The sequence below is a fragment of the Streptomyces sp. NPDC047974 genome, from assembly GCF_040653375.1.
Taxonomy (GTDB): Bacteria; Actinomycetota; Actinomycetes; order Streptomycetales; family Streptomycetaceae; genus Streptomyces.
In genome coordinates this window covers 180957-195677 of record NZ_JBEZNU010000004.1, presented here as the reverse complement: position 1 = coordinate 195677, position 14721 = coordinate 180957, and the positions used below count along the sequence as shown (strand labels likewise).

Below are 14721 nucleotides of genomic sequence, written 5' to 3'. Positions count from 1 at the left end.
GAACAGTCAGCCGGGCCGGCAGGGCCTGTTCTCGCGGCTGAAGGACGCCTTCAACGGGCGCTGAGCGGCCGGGCCCGTGCTGCTGGGGGTCCGGGGGTCGTCCCCCGGGTGAGCACAGTCAGCCGGGCCGGCAGGGCCTGTTCTCGCGGCTGAAGGACGCCTTCAACGGGCGCTGAGGCCCGGCCGGCATGATCGGTGAGTGAGAGGGGCGGCACTCTGAGTGCCGCCCCTTTCCCGTGCCCCGGAACGGGCATGACACGATGCCCATATGTCCACCACCCCACTGAACGATCTCTTCCGGTACCCGATCGTGCAGGCCCCCATGGCGGGTGGCGCTTCCTGTCCGGCGCTCGTCGGCGCCGTCGCGGAGGCCGGCGCGCTCGGCTTCCTCGCCGCCGGGTACAAGACGGCCGGCAGCCTCTACCAGGAGATCAAGCAGGTCCGCGGGCTCACCGGACAGCCCTTCGGCGTCAACGTCTTCATGCCCCAGACCGACCCCGGCGCCGATCCCGCGGCCGTCGAGGTCTACCGTCACCAGCTCGCCGGGGAGGCCGGCTGGTACCGCACCGCGCTCGGCGAGACCGACGACGGCCGCGACGACGGGTACGAGTCCAAACTGGCGATCCTCCTGGAGGACCCGGTCCCCGTCGTCTCCTTCACCTTCGGCTGCCCGAAGCCCGAGACCTTCGAGGCCTTCGCCCGCGCCGGCACGTACACGGTCGTCACCGTCACCTCGGCGGAGGAGGCCCGCACGGCCCAGGCGGCCGGTGCCGACGCGCTCTGCGTGCAGGGCGTCGAGGCGGGCGGCCACCAGGGCACGTACCGCGACGACCCCGCCGACGAACAGCCCGGCACCGGCCTCCTCGCCCTGCTCGCCCAGGTCGGGGAGGCCGTCACGCTGCCGCTCGTCGCCGCCGGCGGGCTCATGCGCGGCGGGCAGATCGCCGCCGTCCTCGCCGCCGGGGCGGGCGCCGCCCAGCTCGGCACCGCCTTCCTCGTCTGCCCCGAGTCCGGCGCCCACCCGCTGCACAAGCGGGCCCTGACCGACCCGCTCTTCCAGCGCACCGCCCTCACCCGCGCCTTCTCCGGACGGCCGGCCCGCGGGCTCGTCAACCGCTTCATGCGCGAACACGGGCCGTACGCGCCCGCCGCCTACCCGGAGATCCACCACCTCACCGCCCCGCTGCGGAAGGCCGCCGCCACCGCCGGGGACGCCCAGGGCATGGCCCTGTGGGCCGGGCAGGGCCACCGCCTCGCCCGCGAGCTGCCCGCCGCGGAACTGGTCCGGGTGCTCGCCGCCGAACTCGACACCGCCCTCACCGACCTCGCCGACCCGGCCCTCAGGAGTGCCTCATGACCGCCCCCGTCTTCGTCGTCGACGCCGTGCCCGGCGCCGGCACCTTCGTCCTGGAAGGCCCCGAGGGACGGCACGCCGTCTCCGTGAAGCGGCTCCAGGCCGGCGAGGCGCTCGTCCTCACCGACGGCCGGGGCCGCTGGGCCGACTGCGTGGTGCGGGACACCGAGGGCAAGGACCGGCTGACCGTCGAGGTGACGGGCGCGCACGAGGAGCCCGAGGAGGAGCCCCGGATCACCGTCGTCCAGGCCCTCCCCAAGGGCGACCGGGGCGAACTCGCCGTCGAGACCATGACCGAGACCGGCGTCGACGCGATCGTGCCGTGGGCCGCCTCCCGCTGCATCACCCAGTGGCGCGGCGACCGCGGCCTCAAGGCGCTCGGCAAGTGGCGCGCCACCGCCCGCGAGGCCGGCAAGCAGTCCCGCCGCACCCGCTTCCCCGAGGTCGACGACCTCATGACCACCAAGCAGGTCGCCCAGCTGCTCGCCGGTGCCGACTTCGCGGCCGTGCTGCACGAGGACCGCGACCACCCCAGCGGGGCCCTCGCCACCGCCGAGCTCCCGGCGAAGGGCTCGATCGTGCTCGTCGTCGGCCCCGAGGGCGGGGTCTCCCCGGAGGAGCTGGCCGCCTTCGAGGCGGCCGGAGCGCGGCCGTACCGGCTCGGCCGGAGCGTCCTGCGGACCTCCACGGCGGGCACGGCGGCCACCGCCCTCGTCCTCGGCCGCACCGGCCGCTGGAGCTAGGCCGTCTCTTCCGGATCATGCCGGGCTCGCGGTGTCTGGCACGCGCGCTCGCCGCATTGTCGTCGGTCGCCGATGCTCCGCATGGACTCCCTCCTCCGCCTTGCGACCGCACGCACCAGACGCCGCTCCCTGATCCGGCCTGATCCGAAAGAAACGGCCTAGCGGCTTCGTCGTCCACAGGCCGGCGGGCGGCGGGTGGTCGTCCACAGATCGGGGACCCGCTGTCCAAGCGGTCGGGGTCTTTTCTAGGCTGGGCCGCATGGCCGACGAGTCCCCCCTGATCCGCAGTCTGCGCGCCGCGGTCGCCGCCGCGCCCGGCGACGTGCCCCTGCGCCTCCACTTCGCCGAGCTCCTCCTCACGGAGGGGCGGAGCGACGAGGCCGTCGCGGAGGCCGCCGTCGCCCTCCAGCACGCGCCGGGGGACGCCGCCGCCCGCGCGCTGATGGTCCGCGCGATGGGGCTGCCGCCGGCCGCGTCGCAGACCCCGGCCGCGTCGCAGACCCCGGCCGCGTCGCAGACCCCGGCCGCGTCGCAGGCCCCGGCCGTGCCGGAGGCTCCCGCCGTGCCGCACGCTCCCGCCGTGCCGGAGGCCCCGCCCGCTCCCGTACGGCCCGAGCCGAAGCCCTCCTTCGACTGGGCCGCCGCCGAGGAGCAGGTGTCCGACGTCGTCGGGCCGCGCTTCCTGGAGGAGCCGCAGGCCGAGGGCGGGGACGGGCTCGCGGGGGACGCCGCCGCCTGGGACGTGGACGCGCCCGGAGCCGTACGCCTCGCCGACGTCGGCGGCATGACCGACGTCAAGGAGCGGCTCGAAGCCGCCTTCCTCGCACCCATGCGCAACCCCGAACTCCGCCGCCTCTACGGCAAGTCCCTGCGCGGCGGACTCCTCCTGTACGGCCCTCCCGGCTGCGGCAAGACGTTCATCGCCCGGGCCGTCGCCGGAGAGCTCGGCGCCAACTTCCTCACGGTCTCGCTCTCCGACGTCCTCGACATGTGGATCGGCGCCTCCGAGAAGAACATCCACGACATCTTCGAGACCGCCCGCCGCCAGGCCCCCTGCGTCGTCTTCCTCGACGAGCTCGACGCCCTCGGCGGCAAGCGCTCCCGCACCCACAGCAACGGGCTGCGCAACGTCGTCAACCAGCTCCTCACCGAGCTCGACGGCATCGCCTCCGGCGCCGGCAACGAGGGCGTCTTCGTCCTCGCCGCCACCAACGTGCCCTGGGACGTCGACATCGCCCTGCGCCGCCCCGGCCGCCTCGACCGCACCCTCCTCGTGCTGCCGCCCGACGCCCCCGCCCGCGAGGCGATCCTCCGCTACCACCTGCGCGAGCGGCCCATCGAGGCCGTCGACCTCGGCAAGCTCGTCAAGGCCACCGGGGACTTCTCCGGCGCCGACCTCGCCCACCTGTGCGAGACCGCCGCCGAGACCGCCCTCCTCGACTCCGCCCGCACCGGCTCCGTCCGCCTCATCACCACCAAGGACCTGCTCGGCGCCGCCCAGCAGATCCGGCCCTCCACCGAGCCCTGGTTCGCCGCCGCGCGGAACGTCGCCATGTTCGCCAACGAGGGCGGTCTCTACGACGACCTCCTCGCCTACCTGAAGCGGAAGCGCAAGCTGTGACCACCCCCGCGACGCCCGCCGGCCCCGCCACGCCCTCCGCGCTCGCCCGGGCCGAGGCGCTGTACGAGGCCGGCCGGTACGAGCAGGCCGGGGAGTTCGCCGCCCGGCACCTCGCCGAGGACCCCGAGGACGCCGACGCGCTCACCCTGCTCGCCCGCTGCCGGCACCGGGCGGGGGACCACCCCGCCGCGCTCGCCGCCGTCGAGCAGGCGCTGCGCGCCGAACCCGGGCTGATCGGCGCCCATCTGATGCGCACCCAGATCCTGCTCGCCCTCAAGCGGTACGGGGACGCCGAGGCCGCCGCGCACCGCACCGTCGAGCTCGCCCCGCAGTTCTGGGGCAGCCACTACGCGCTCGGCACCGCGCTCGCCGAGACCGCCGAGGCGGGCCGCGTCCGCGACCGGGCCAGGACCGCCGCCGCCTACGAGGCCGCGCGGACCGCCGTCGCCCTCGGCCCCGAGGAGGACGCCGCCCACTTCCTCGTCGGCCTCACCGCCCAGCGGCGCGGCGACCACGCCACCGCCCGGCGGGCGTACGAGACGACCCTGCGGCTCAACCCGCAGAGCAGCGAGGCCCACAACAACCTCTCCCTCCTCCGGCTGCGCCGCCGCTGGCTGCGGCGCGGGGCCTGGACCCAGGCCGCCGAGGGCTTCGTCGCCTCCGCCGCCCTCGACCTCGGCGACACCAAGGCCCGCTTCAACCTGGAAGCGATGGCCTGGGGCACGGCCGCCGGGGCCCGCTGGGTCGCCCTGGTCGGCTTCATCGCCTCAGCCGTCGGCTCCGCGCCGGTCCGCACCGGAGCGACCGGCGCCGACGCCGTCGTGCCCTTCGCCATCGGCGCGACCGTGCTCGTCGGCGCCTGGGCCGGATGGGCCGTGTGGATGGGCCGCCGGGTGCCGCCGAGACTGCGCCGCCCGATGCTGCTCGTCGCCCGCAACTGCCGGCCGGTCCTCGCGATGGCCGGCGCCGTCGGGCTGCTCGGGCTGTACTCGGCGGTCACGATGGCGCTGTGGAGCTTCGACTCCGGCGTCGTGGCGGGGCTCGGCACCCCGCTCTTCTGGGCCGTGATCATCACGTACTGGGTGAGCCGCTCGGCCCTCAACCGGCGGATGCCCAAGGACTGACCCGGGCCGCCGGATAGCATGCGGGGACAGTGACCATCGAAGGCGAGGAGGCCCGGAGCATGGCCGGAGAGCCGCAGAGCGACTGCCTGTTCTGCAAGATCGTGGCCGGGGAGGTGCCGGCGACGCTCGTCCGCGAGACCGAGACCACGCTGGCCTTCCGCGACATCAACCCGCAGGCGCCCACCCACGTGCTCGTCATCCCGCGCCTCCACTACCCGGACGCCGCCTCGCTCGCCGCCGCCGCGCCGAGCGTCGCCGCCGACGTGCTGCGCGAGGCGGGCGAGGTCGCCGCGCAGGAGAAGGTCGACGGCCACGGCTACCGCATCGTCCTCAACACCGGTGCCGGCGCCGGCCAGACCGTCTTCCACGCGCACGCGCACGTGCTGGGCGGCCGCGGCCTCAACTGGCCCCCCGGATAGGAACGAGCCCGTGTCCGTCCGCGAACTCGTCGTCCTCGGCACCGCCAGCCAGGTCCCGACCCGCCACCGCAACCACAACGGCTACCTGCTGCGCTGGGACGGCCACGGCCTCCTCTTCGACCCCGGCGAGGGCACCCAGCGCCAGATGCTGCGGGCCGGGGTCGCCGCGCACGACCTGAACCGGATCTGCGTCACGCACTTCCACGGCGACCACTCGCTGGGCCTGGCCGGGGTGATCCAGCGGATCAACCTCGACCAGGTGCCGCACCAGGTCACCGCCCACTACCCGGCGAGCGGGCAGCACTTCTTCGAACGGCTCCGGTACGCCACCGCCTACCGCGAGTCCGTCGAACTGACCGAGGCGCCGGTCGCCGAGGACGGCCCGCTGGCCGTCACCGAGGCCTTCACCCTGGAGGCCCGCCGGCTCTCCCACCCGGTCGAGTCCTTCGGCTACCGGCTCGTCGAGCCCGACGGGCGCCGGCTGCTGCCCGAGCGGCTCGCCGCGCACGGCGTCAAGGGCCCGGACGTCGGGCGCATCCAGCGCGAGGGCGTCCTCGACGGCGTCACGCTGGAGGAGGTGAGCGAGGTCCGGCGCGGGCAGCGCTTCGCCTTCGTCATGGACACCCGGCTCTGCGACGGCGTGCACGCCCTCGCGGAGGGCGCCGACATGCTCGTCATCGAGTCGACCTTCCTCGACGCGGACGTCCGGCTCGCCCGGGACCACGGCCACCTCACCGCCGGGCAGGCCGCCGCCGTCGCACGGGACGCGGGCGTCCGGCACCTCGTCCTCACCCACTTCTCGCAGCGCTACTCCGACCCGTCGGAGTTCGAACGGCAGGCCAGGGCCGCCGGATTCGAGGGCGAGCTGAGCATTGCCCAGGACCTCATGAGGGTCCCCGTACCGAAGAGATAGAGCACCACCCATGCCCCTCCCCAAGGCCGAACTGCACCTCCACATCGAGGGCACCCTCGAACCCGAGCTGGCCTTCGCCCTCGCCGAGCGGAACGGCGTCACCCTGCCGTACGCGACCACCGAGGAACTGCGCGAGGCGTACCGCTTCAGCGACCTCCAGTCCTTCCTGGACCTGTACTACGCCCTGATGGCGGTGCTGCGGACCCCGGAGGACTTCACCGCGCTCGCCGACGCCTATCTGGAGCGGGCCGCCGCGCAGGGGGTCCGGCACGCCGAGATCTTCTTCGACCCGCAGGCCCACGCGGCGCGGGGCGTGCCGATGGGCACGGTCGTCGAGGGGCTGGCCGCCGCGCTCGACCGCGCCGAGGAGCGGTACGGGATCTCCACCCGGCTCATCATGTGCTTCCTGCGCGACGAGTCCGCCGAGTCGGCGCTCGCGACGCTGGAGGCCGCGAAGCCGTACCTCGACCGGATCACGGGCGTCGGCCTCGACTCGGCCGAGGTCGGGCATCCGCCGGCGAAGTTCCGCGAGGTGTACGAGGAGGCCGCCCGGCTGGGGCTGCGGCGGGTCGCCCACGCGGGCGAGGAGGGGCCGGCGGCGTACGTCCGCGAGGCGCTGGACGTCCTCGGCGTCGAGCGGATCGACCACGGGCTGCGGTGCATGGAGGACCCCGAGCTGGTCGAGCGGCTCGCCCGCGAGCGGGTGCCGCTGACGCTCTGCCCGCTGTCGAACGTGCGGCTGCGGGTGATCGACGAGCTGGGGGACCATCCGCTGCGGGCGATGCTGGACGCGGGGCTGCTGGTGACGGTGAACTCGGACGATCCGGCGTACTTCGGGGGGTACGTCGGTGACAACTACGCGGCGGTGGGGGAGGCGCTGGCGCTGAGCCGGGAGCAGCTGCGGGTGCTGGCCCGGCACTCCTTCGAGGCGTCCTTCCTGGACGACGACGAGCCGCGTCGCGCGCGCTACCTCGCCGAGGTGGAGGCGTACACCTTCTGACGGGTGCCTCCGCACCTGTCGCCCGAACCCGCACCGGACGCGCGCCGCGCATGGGGTGCGGGTTCGGGCACGGAAAGCCGTGGCCCGGCAGAGGGAGCCGTCCCGGTGCGCACCGGTCCCTCCCCCGAGGACTTCGTCCGGGCGGGGACCTCCGAGCGGGACGCCTGCCCGTAGGAACGGCGGGCGACCGCCGTCAGGGGCGCCGCCACCAGGAGGAGCAGCGCCGCCAGGGTCGCGCCCATGCCCGGGTAGCCGGCCGCCTCCGAGAGGACGCTGCCGGTGACCGGGCCGCAGGCCGTGCCCAGGGAGGAGGCCGAGCCGACCAGGACGGCCCAGCGGCCCCGCGGGTCCAGGGAGGCGGCGAGGCCCAGGAGGCAGGAGAGCACGACCGGGTAGAGGACGTTCCAGAGGATCTCGCCCGTCGCGAACGACACGAGGTCCTCGGCGGTCGCGCTCAGCAGGACACAGGCCGCGATCAGGGCCGTGCCCGCGCCGATCGGGACCGCCCGGCCGAGCCGGGAGCCCAGCGCGCCGGCCGCGGTGACGCCCGCCAGGCCCGCGCCGAGCGCGAGGGCGAAGACGGCGCCCACCGTGACCTCCGAGAGGCCCGCCTGGACCGTGCCGATGCGGCCGCTGACGCCCCAGAGGGCGTTCTGGGCGAGGGACCAGCACAGGAGGCCGGCGGCCAGCACCGCGCCCGCCCGGCGGTGGGGCAGCGGTCCGGCGCCCTGTGCCGCCGGAACGTCCCGGCGGGCGCGCGGGGAGCCGGGCAGCAGGTTCGTGACCGGCCAGACGAGGAGCGCCGCGCAGGCGAGCGCGAGCAGCGGCGGGGCGTGGCCGCCGCCGAGCCTCGGCAGTGTCAGGTACAGCGCCCCGGCCGCCGCCGAGACCGACAGCAGGCCCAGCGTGGAGGCCCGCTGCGGGTCGGGCCGTCCGGCGATGCCGGAGGCCGCGACCGCCGTCGCCGTACCGGAGCCGAAGCCGCCGAGGACGACCCCGGCGACCACCGGCGGCAGGGTGCCGGCCGCGGCGGCGGAGCCGTATCCGAGGGCCATGGCGAGCAGTCCGAGGCGGGCCGCCCGGCGCGGGCCGATCCGGTGCACGCGCGTGGCCAGCGTGAAGCCGGCGGAGGCGGAGCCGAGCAGCAGGACCGAGCCGATCAGACCGGCCTGGGAGGGGCCGAGACCGAGGCCGGCGGCGAGCCGGCCGACGACGGTCGGGAGCAGGTACGGGGCGAGATAACCGGCCGTGAAGAGGGCGACGAGGGCGGCGAGCGCCCCACGGGCGCGCGGGCGCGACGGCATGGGCGTTCCAGGAACTGAACAGGGGGATGAGACGGCGCCCGGGTGATCCACGGGCTCGCGGCACCATGTGTATCAAGCAACCGAATGGGCGGAGAAGGCGCTCTCCCCCGATTCGTCCTGTGATACAGGACACAATGAGTTTCGATGATGCTCAGGAGGGGTATCAGGGCGCAGCCCGTCGCCTTGTTCCGCGTTCCGGGTCGTTCGCGTCGGTCCCCTCGACCCGCACCCTTTCGGGCACACTGGCCGGATCGGCACCCGGTGCCGATCCCGCCGCACCACGACCGGGGAGTAGTCCGTGAGCACAGCCAGCGGAGACCAGCGCGAGGACCGGCCCGAAGACCCCACCGGCGTCCCCGGCGTCCCCGGTGTCGACCCGCTGGAGACGGTCCGCGAGCCCGCCGACCCGGCCTGCGACGTCTTCCTCACCGGCACCGTCTTCCTCGACATCATCTTCACCGGCCTCGACAGCGCCCCCGTCCGCGGCACCGAGTCCTGGGCCCGCGGCATGGGCTCCAGCCCCGGCGGCGTCGCCAACATGGCCACCGCCCTCGCCCGCCTCGGCCTGCGCACCTCCCTCGCCGCGGCCTTCGGCGACGACCACTACGGCGAGTACTGCTGGGACGCCCTCGAACAGGGCGAGGGCATCGACCTCACCCTCTCCCGCACCGTCGAGGGCTGGCACTCCCCGGTCACCGTCTCCATGGCCTACGAGGGCGAGCGGACGATGGTCTCGCACGGCCACGAGGCGCCCCGGCCCGACGGCGCCCCGGTCCGCCCGCCGCGCGCCCGCGCCGCCGTCGCCTCCCTCGCACCCGGCCGCACCGAGGAGTGGGTGGCCCGCGCCGCCCGCGACGGCGCCCGGGTCTTCGCCGACGTCGGCTGGGACGAGACCGGCCGCTGGGACCTGGCCGGCCTGACCGACCTGGAGCACTGCGAGGCCTTCCTGCCCAACGCGGCCGAGGCGATGCGCTACACCCGCACCGACTGCCCGCGGGCCGCCGCCCGCGCGCTCGCCGACAAGGTCCGCTACGCCGTGGTCACCCTCGGCGCCGAGGGCGCCTACGCCGTCGACGGCGGCACCGGGGAGACCGCCGAGGTGCCCGCCATCCGCGTCGAGGCGCTCGACCCCACCGGGGCCGGCGACGTCTTCGTCGCCGGCTTCGTCACCGGCACCCTCGCCGACTGGCCGCTCGCCGACCGGCTCGCCTTCGCCGGCCTGACCGCCGCCCTCTCCGTCCAGGAGTTCGGCGGCTCGCTCTCCGCCCCCACCTGGCCCGAGATCGCCGCCTGGTGGCAGCACGTCCAGCACGACGGCCGCCAGGACCCGGAGGCCCTGCGGGCCCGCTACGCCTTCCTCGAAGCCCTGCTGCCGGTCCCCGCGCGCCCCTGGCCTCCCCGCCGCGCGGTGCCCACCATCGGCTTCCGGGCACCTGTCTCGTAAACCGCTTCGGGCACACCGGTACCAGGTCGTAGGCTGGGGTGCGAGAGGTTGTCGAGCAGCGAGAACCCCGCAGCAGGAGGTAGGCGCAGGCCAGAGGGCCGGCCCATGACGCAGACACCCACAGCTCCCAACGGAACGCCGGGCGAGGCCCGGGCCCACTTCGCGGTGCCCGCCAAGCACCCCATGGTGACCGTCCTCGGCTCCGGAGACTCCCTGCTCCGCGTGATCGAGCAGGCGTTCCCCCGGGCGGACATCCACGTCCGGGGCAATCAGGTCAGCGCGGTCGGCGACGCCGTGGAAGTCGCCCTGATCCAGCGCCTGTTCGACGAGATGATGCTGGTGCTCCGCACCGGACAGCCGATGACGGAGGACGCAGTGGAACGCTCCATCGCCATGCTCAAGGCGAGCGAGAACGGCGAAGGCGCCGACGAGACCCCGGCCGAGGTGCTCACCCAGAACATCCTCTCCAGCCGAGGCCGCACGATCCGCCCCAAGACGCTCAACCAGAAGCGGTACGTCGACGCCATCGACAAGCACACCATCGTCTTCGGCATCGGCCCCGCGGGCACCGGCAAGACCTACCTGGCCATGGCCAAGGCCGTCCAGGCCCTCCAGTCCAAGCAGGTCACCCGGATCATCCTGACCCGCCCCGCGGTCGAGGCCGGCGAGCGCCTCGGCTTCCTGCCCGGCACCCTCTACGAGAAGATCGACCCGTACCTGCGGCCGCTCTACGACGCCCTGCACGACATGCTCGACCCCGACTCCATCCCCAAGCTCATGGCGAGCGGGACGATCGAGGTCGCGCCGCTGGCGTACATGCGCGGACGGACGCTCAACGACGCGTTCATCATCCTCGACGAGGCGCAGAACACGAACCCCGAGCAGATGAAGATGTTCCTCACCCGCCTCGGCTTCGACTCGAAGATCGTCATCACCGGTGACGTGACCCAGATCGACCTGCCGAACGGCACGAAGAGCGGTCTGCGCCAGGTCCAGGACATCCTCGACGGGGTCGACGACGTCCACTTCTCACGGCTCACGTCCCACGATGTCGTCCGGCACAAGCTCGTCGGCCGTATCGTCGACGCGTACGAGAAGTACGACAGCGCCAACGAGCAGCGCACCGGCCGCAACGGGAAGTAGAAGCACCGCACATGTCGATCGACGTCAACAACGAGTCCGGCACCGAGGTCGACGAGCAGGCGATCCTCGACGTCGCCCGCTACGCCCTCGGGCGCATGCGCATCCACCCGCTCTCCGAACTCTCGGTGATCGTGGTGGACGCGGAGGCGATGGAGCAGCTCCACATCCAGTGGATGGACCTCCCCGGACCGACGGACGTCATGTCCTTCCCGATGGACGAGCTGCGCCCGCCGGCCAAGGACGACGAGGAGCCCCCGCAGGGTCTCCTCGGCGACATCGTGCTCTGCCCCGAGGTCGCCAAGAAGCAGGGCGAGGACGCCCCGACGAACCACTCCATGGACGAGGAGCTCCAGCTCCTCACCGTCCACGGCGTCCTCCACCTGCTCGGCTACGACCACGAGGAGCCGGAGGAGAAGGCCGAGATGTTCGGCCTCCAGGCGGCGATCGTCGACGGCTGGCGCGCCGAGCGGGGCCTCACCGGCCCGTCGCCGGCCCCCACCGTCAACTGAGCCCGCGCGCCCGATGAGCATCCAGCTGATCCTCGGCGCGGTCGCCCTGGTCGTCGTCGCCTGGCTCGCCGCCTGCGCCGAGGCCGGGCTCGCCCGCGTCTCCGGCTTCCGTGCCGCCGAGGCCGTCCGCTCCGGGCGGCGCGGCGCCGAGAAGCTCTCCCAGGTCGCCTCCGATCCCACCCGCTACCTCAACGTGGCGCTGCTCGTCCGCGTCGCCTGCGAGATGGCGGCCGGCGTCCTCGTCACCTACGCCTGTCTGGAGTACTTCCCGGAGACCTGGGAGGCGCTCCTCGTCGCCATCGCCGTGATGGTCCTGGTCAGCTATGTGGCGGTCGGCGTCTCGCCGCGCACCATCGGCCGCCAGCACCCGCTGAACACCGCGACCGCCGCGGCGTACGTCCTCGTCCCGCTGGCCCGGATCATGGGCCCGATCCCGCAGCTGCTGATCCTCATCGGCAACGCGCTCACCCCGGGCAAGGGCTTCCGCAAGGGCCCCTTCGCCTCCGAGGCGGAGCTGCGGGCGATGGTCGACCTCGCCGAGCAGGAGTCGCTGATCGAGGACGAGGAGCGCCGGATGGTGCACTCGGTCTTCGAGCTCGGCGACACCCTCGTCCGGGAGGTCATGGTGCCCCGCACCGACCTCATCTGCATCGAGCGGTACAAGACCGTCCGGCAGGCCCTCACCCTGGCGCTGCGCTCCGGCTTCTCCCGGATCCCGGTGACGGGGGAGAACGAGGACGACATCGTCGGCATCGTCTACCTGAAGGACCTGGTCAGGAAGACGCACATCAACCGCGACGCCGAGGCCGACCTGGTCTCCACCGCGATGCGCGCCGCGGCCTTCGTCCCCGACACCAAGAACGCCGGCGACCTGCTGCGCGAGATGCAGCAGGAGCGCAACCACGTCGCCGTCGTCATCGACGAGTACGGCGGCACCGCCGGCATCGTCACCATCGAGGACATCCTGGAGGAGATCGTCGGCGAGATCACCGACGAGTACGACCGGGAACTGCCGCCCGTCCAGGAGCTCGGCGACGAGTGCCACCGGGTCACCGCCCGCCTCGACATCGGCGACCTGGGCGAGCTGTACGGCTTCGGCCCGGACGAGTTCGACGACGAGGACGTGGAGACGGTGGGCGGCCTGCTCGCCAAGGCCCTCGGCCGCGTCCCGATCGCCGGCGCCTCCTCCGTCGTCGCCCTGCCGGACGGACGGGAGCTGCGGCTCACCGCCGAGGCACCGGCCGGCCGCCGGAACAAGATCGTCACCGTGCTCGTCGAGCCGGTCGCCCCGGCCGGCGCGGAGGGAGAGGACCCGGCATGACCCCCGAGCAGCTGCGCGCCTTCTGCCTGGAGTTCAACGACGCCGGCGAGGAGTTCCCCTTCGGCCCCGACACCTCGGTGTTCAAGGTGGCCGGGAAGCTGTTCGCGCTGTCCTGGCTGGACGGCGAGCCGCTGCGGGTCAATCTGAAGTGCGATCCGGACGACGCCGTACGGCTCCGCGAGGAGTATCCGGCGATCACCCCCGGCTACCACATGAACAAGCGCCACTGGAACACGGTCGAGGTGGCCGGGCTCCCGGACCGGATGGTCCGGGAGCTCATCGAGGACTCGTACGACCTGGTCGTCGCGGGCCTGCCCAAGGCGGTACGGCTCCGGCTCGACCGGCCGTAGTTCACCGCGCGCGACGCAGGCCCAGGGCGACGAGCACCGCGGCCCCGAGCACGATCGCCGCGTCCACGGCGACGACGGTGCGCACCCCCTCGTACAGGTCGCCGCCGGTGGTGGCGAGGACCCCCAGCATCGGGATGCCGACGGTGAGACCGACCTGCTGGGTGGTGGTGACCAGGCCGGTCGCCAGGCCCTGCTCCTCGTCCCGGACGCCCGAGGTGACCGTCAGGCCGTACGAGATGATCGCGCCGAGGTGGAACATCGAGGCGAGGGTGACCGCGACGGTCGCCACGACCGCGCCGGAGCGCTCGCCGATCCCGAGCAGCGCCGCCGTGAGGACCGCCTGTCCGGCGAGCGAGACGACGAGGGTGCGGCGGGCGCCGAGCCTCCCGACGACCTTCGGCGTCAGCGTCCCCGCGAGGACCGAGAAGACGCCCTGGATCCCGAAGACGACGCCGGTGGCGAAGGCCGAGAGGCCCAGCGTGGACTGGAGGTAGAGGGTCAGGACGAAGACGATCGTCGACATCATCGAGAAGGTGACGAGCCCGCCGAGGTTGCCGAAGGCGACCGTGCGCCGGCGGAGCATCGGCAGCGAGACCAGCGGCGCCGGGTGACGGGACTCGACGACCACGAAGGCGGCCAGCAGGAGCAGCCCGCCGACCAGGGCGACGAGCACGTCGGTGCCGCCGAATCCGCGCTCGGCGGCGGTGGTCAGGGCGTAGATGAGGGCGAGCAGACCGCCGGTGACGGTGACCGCGCCGGGCACGTCGAGCCGGGGCCGGTCCGGGGTGCGGGACTCGGTGAGCAGGCCGGGGGCGAGCGGCAGCACGACCAGGGCGAAGACGGCGAGCAGGCCCATGGTGGAGCGCCAGCCCAGGGTGTCGGTCATGACGCCGCCGAGGACCATGCCGATGGTGAAGCCCAGCGACATCAGGGTGCCGGAGATGCCGAGCGCCCGGTCGCGCAGCGGGCCCTCCGGGAAGGAGGTGGTCAGGAGGGACATGCCGGTGGGCACGATCGCGGCGGCGCCGACGCCCTGGAGGGCGCGGCCGGCGAGGAAGGACGCCGGGTCCCAGGCGACGGTGGCGAGCACGGACGCGGCGGCGAAGACGCCGAGGCCGCCGAGGAAGAGCCGCTTGCGGCCGTAGAGGTCGCCGATCCGCCCGAAGAGCAGCAGGAAGCCGCCGGAGGGAAGCGCGAAGGCGGTGACGGCCCACTGGAGGGCGGAGCGGTCGAGGCCCAGGTCGGCGCCGAGTACGGGCAGCGCGACGTTCAGGACGGAGAAGTCGAGCGCCACGATGAACTGGGCGGCGCACAGCACGAAGAGGACGAGCCGGGAGCGGCCGGTGAGGGCCGGGGGCGCGGGCGGAGCGGGGACGGGGGTCTTTCCGGGGGCGGGGGTCACGGTTGCCATGGCCACGACTCTCGTGGCCGGGGAACATCGCCGGGTAGCGGGAACTTATCCTGTTGGTCGCACCA

Annotated in this window: 14 protein-coding genes; 12 read left to right on the top strand and 2 right to left on the bottom strand. The window is 73.9% G+C overall.

Annotation, left to right across the window (positions count from 1 at the left end):
- Positions 1-268: 268 nt before the first annotated feature.
- The 7 genes from AB0E19_RS08660 to AB0E19_RS08630 all read left to right on the top strand — a co-directional run bounded on the left by AB0E19_RS08660 (position 269) and on the right by AB0E19_RS08630 (position 7174).
- On the top strand, positions 269-1357 hold the full coding sequence (locus AB0E19_RS08660; protein WP_362175409.1) for a nitronate monooxygenase: 1089 nt from the start codon (positions 269-271) through the stop codon (positions 1355-1357).
- Positions 1354-2097 (top strand): 16S rRNA (uracil(1498)-N(3))-methyltransferase, encoded by a 744-nt coding sequence (locus AB0E19_RS08655; protein WP_362175406.1) that lies wholly within the window; start codon positions 1354-1356, stop codon positions 2095-2097. The genes AB0E19_RS08660 and AB0E19_RS08655 overlap by 4 nt, the downstream gene beginning before the upstream one ends.
- Before the next feature lie 259 nt (positions 2098-2356).
- Positions 2357-3718, top strand: a complete 1362-nt coding sequence (locus AB0E19_RS08650; protein WP_362175403.1) for an AAA family ATPase — start codon at positions 2357-2359, stop codon at positions 3716-3718.
- Positions 3715-4842, top strand: coding sequence for a tetratricopeptide repeat protein (locus tag AB0E19_RS08645; protein ID WP_362175400.1), 1128 nt, complete (start codon positions 3715-3717; stop codon positions 4840-4842). The genes AB0E19_RS08650 and AB0E19_RS08645 overlap by 4 nt, the downstream gene beginning before the upstream one ends.
- A gap of 59 nt (positions 4843-4901) precedes the next feature.
- Positions 4902-5261, top strand: a complete 360-nt coding sequence (locus AB0E19_RS08640) for a histidine triad nucleotide-binding protein (protein ID WP_360606550.1) — start codon at positions 4902-4904, stop codon at positions 5259-5261.
- Positions 5262-5271: 10 nt separating this feature from the next.
- On the top strand, positions 5272-6174 hold the full coding sequence (locus AB0E19_RS08635; RefSeq protein ID WP_362175397.1) for a ribonuclease Z: 903 nt from the start codon (positions 5272-5274) through the stop codon (positions 6172-6174).
- A gap of 10 nt (positions 6175-6184) precedes the next feature.
- Positions 6185-7174 carry an adenosine deaminase gene (locus AB0E19_RS08630; protein ID WP_362175395.1) on the top strand — a complete coding sequence of 330 codons (990 nt, stop codon included), beginning with the start codon at positions 6185-6187 and terminating at the stop codon, positions 7172-7174.
- On the opposite strand, the gene AB0E19_RS08625 is transcribed toward AB0E19_RS08630, so the two are convergent.
- The gene (locus AB0E19_RS08625; RefSeq protein WP_362175392.1) at positions 7141-8478 is read right to left on the bottom strand and encodes an MFS transporter; all 1338 of its coding nucleotides are present in this window, start codon (positions 8476-8478) and stop codon (positions 7141-7143) included. The genes AB0E19_RS08630 and AB0E19_RS08625 overlap by 34 nt on opposite strands.
- 379 nt (positions 8479-8857) lie before the next feature.
- On the opposite strand from AB0E19_RS08625, the gene AB0E19_RS08620 reads away from it, so the two are divergent.
- The 5 genes from AB0E19_RS08620 to AB0E19_RS08600 all read left to right on the top strand — a co-directional run bounded on the left by AB0E19_RS08620 (position 8858) and on the right by AB0E19_RS08600 (position 13245).
- The gene (locus AB0E19_RS08620; RefSeq protein ID WP_362175750.1) at positions 8858-9922 is read left to right on the top strand and encodes a PfkB family carbohydrate kinase; all 1065 of its coding nucleotides are present in this window, start codon (positions 8858-8860) and stop codon (positions 9920-9922) included.
- Positions 9923-10027: 105 nt separating this feature from the next.
- The gene (locus tag AB0E19_RS08615; RefSeq protein ID WP_169084939.1) at positions 10028-11065 is read left to right on the top strand and encodes a PhoH family protein; all 1038 of its coding nucleotides are present in this window, start codon (positions 10028-10030) and stop codon (positions 11063-11065) included.
- A gap of 11 nt (positions 11066-11076) precedes the next feature.
- Entirely contained in the window at positions 11077-11574 is a 498-nt protein-coding gene (gene ybeY, locus AB0E19_RS08610; RefSeq protein WP_189946760.1) for an rRNA maturation RNase YbeY, read from the top strand.
- Positions 11575-11587: 13 nt separating this feature from the next.
- Positions 11588-12895, top strand: a complete 1308-nt coding sequence (locus AB0E19_RS08605) for a hemolysin family protein (RefSeq protein WP_362175388.1) — start codon at positions 11588-11590, stop codon at positions 12893-12895.
- A complete protein-coding gene (locus AB0E19_RS08600) occupies positions 12892-13245 on the top strand; it encodes an MmcQ/YjbR family DNA-binding protein (protein WP_360606206.1) in 354 nt (117 codons plus the stop codon). Before AB0E19_RS08605 ends, AB0E19_RS08600 begins: the two co-directional genes overlap by 4 nt.
- 1 nt (position 13246) lies before the next feature.
- Here the strand turns inward: AB0E19_RS08600 and AB0E19_RS08595 are convergent, their stop codons facing one another.
- Positions 13247-14656: an MFS transporter gene (locus AB0E19_RS08595; protein WP_362175384.1), complete on the bottom strand. Its 1410-nt coding sequence runs from the start codon at positions 14654-14656 to the stop codon at positions 13247-13249.
- Positions 14657-14721 lie beyond the last annotated feature (65 nt).

What these genes read in the sequence shown, in the direction of transcription:
- ybeY (WP_189946760.1), top strand. Translation starts at nt 11,077, where the DNA reads ATGTCGATCGACGTCAACAACGAGTCCGGCACCGAGGTCGACGAGCAG.
- AB0E19_RS08600 (WP_360606206.1), top strand. Translation starts at nt 12,892, where the DNA reads ATGACCCCCGAGCAGCTGCGCGCCTTCTGCCTGGAGTTCAACGACGCC.
- AB0E19_RS08640 (WP_360606550.1), top strand. Translation starts at nt 4,902, where the DNA reads ATGGCCGGAGAGCCGCAGAGCGACTGCCTGTTCTGCAAGATCGTGGCC.
- AB0E19_RS08595 (WP_362175384.1), bottom strand. Translation starts at nt 14,656, where the DNA reads ATGGCAACCGTGACCCCCGCCCCCGGAAAGACCCCCGTCCCCGCTCCG.
- AB0E19_RS08660 (WP_362175409.1), top strand. Translation starts at nt 269, where the DNA reads ATGTCCACCACCCCACTGAACGATCTCTTCCGGTACCCGATCGTGCAG.
- AB0E19_RS08650 (WP_362175403.1), top strand. Translation starts at nt 2,357, where the DNA reads ATGGCCGACGAGTCCCCCCTGATCCGCAGTCTGCGCGCCGCGGTCGCC.
- AB0E19_RS08625 (WP_362175392.1), bottom strand. Translation starts at nt 8,478, where the DNA reads ATGCCGTCGCGCCCGCGCGCCCGTGGGGCGCTCGCCGCCCTCGTCGCC.
- AB0E19_RS08655 (WP_362175406.1), top strand. Translation starts at nt 1,354, where the DNA reads ATGACCGCCCCCGTCTTCGTCGTCGACGCCGTGCCCGGCGCCGGCACC.
- AB0E19_RS08615 (WP_169084939.1), top strand. Translation starts at nt 10,028, where the DNA reads ATGACGCAGACACCCACAGCTCCCAACGGAACGCCGGGCGAGGCCCGG.
- AB0E19_RS08605 (WP_362175388.1), top strand. Translation starts at nt 11,588, where the DNA reads ATGAGCATCCAGCTGATCCTCGGCGCGGTCGCCCTGGTCGTCGTCGCC.
- AB0E19_RS08630 (WP_362175395.1), top strand. Translation starts at nt 6,185, where the DNA reads ATGCCCCTCCCCAAGGCCGAACTGCACCTCCACATCGAGGGCACCCTC.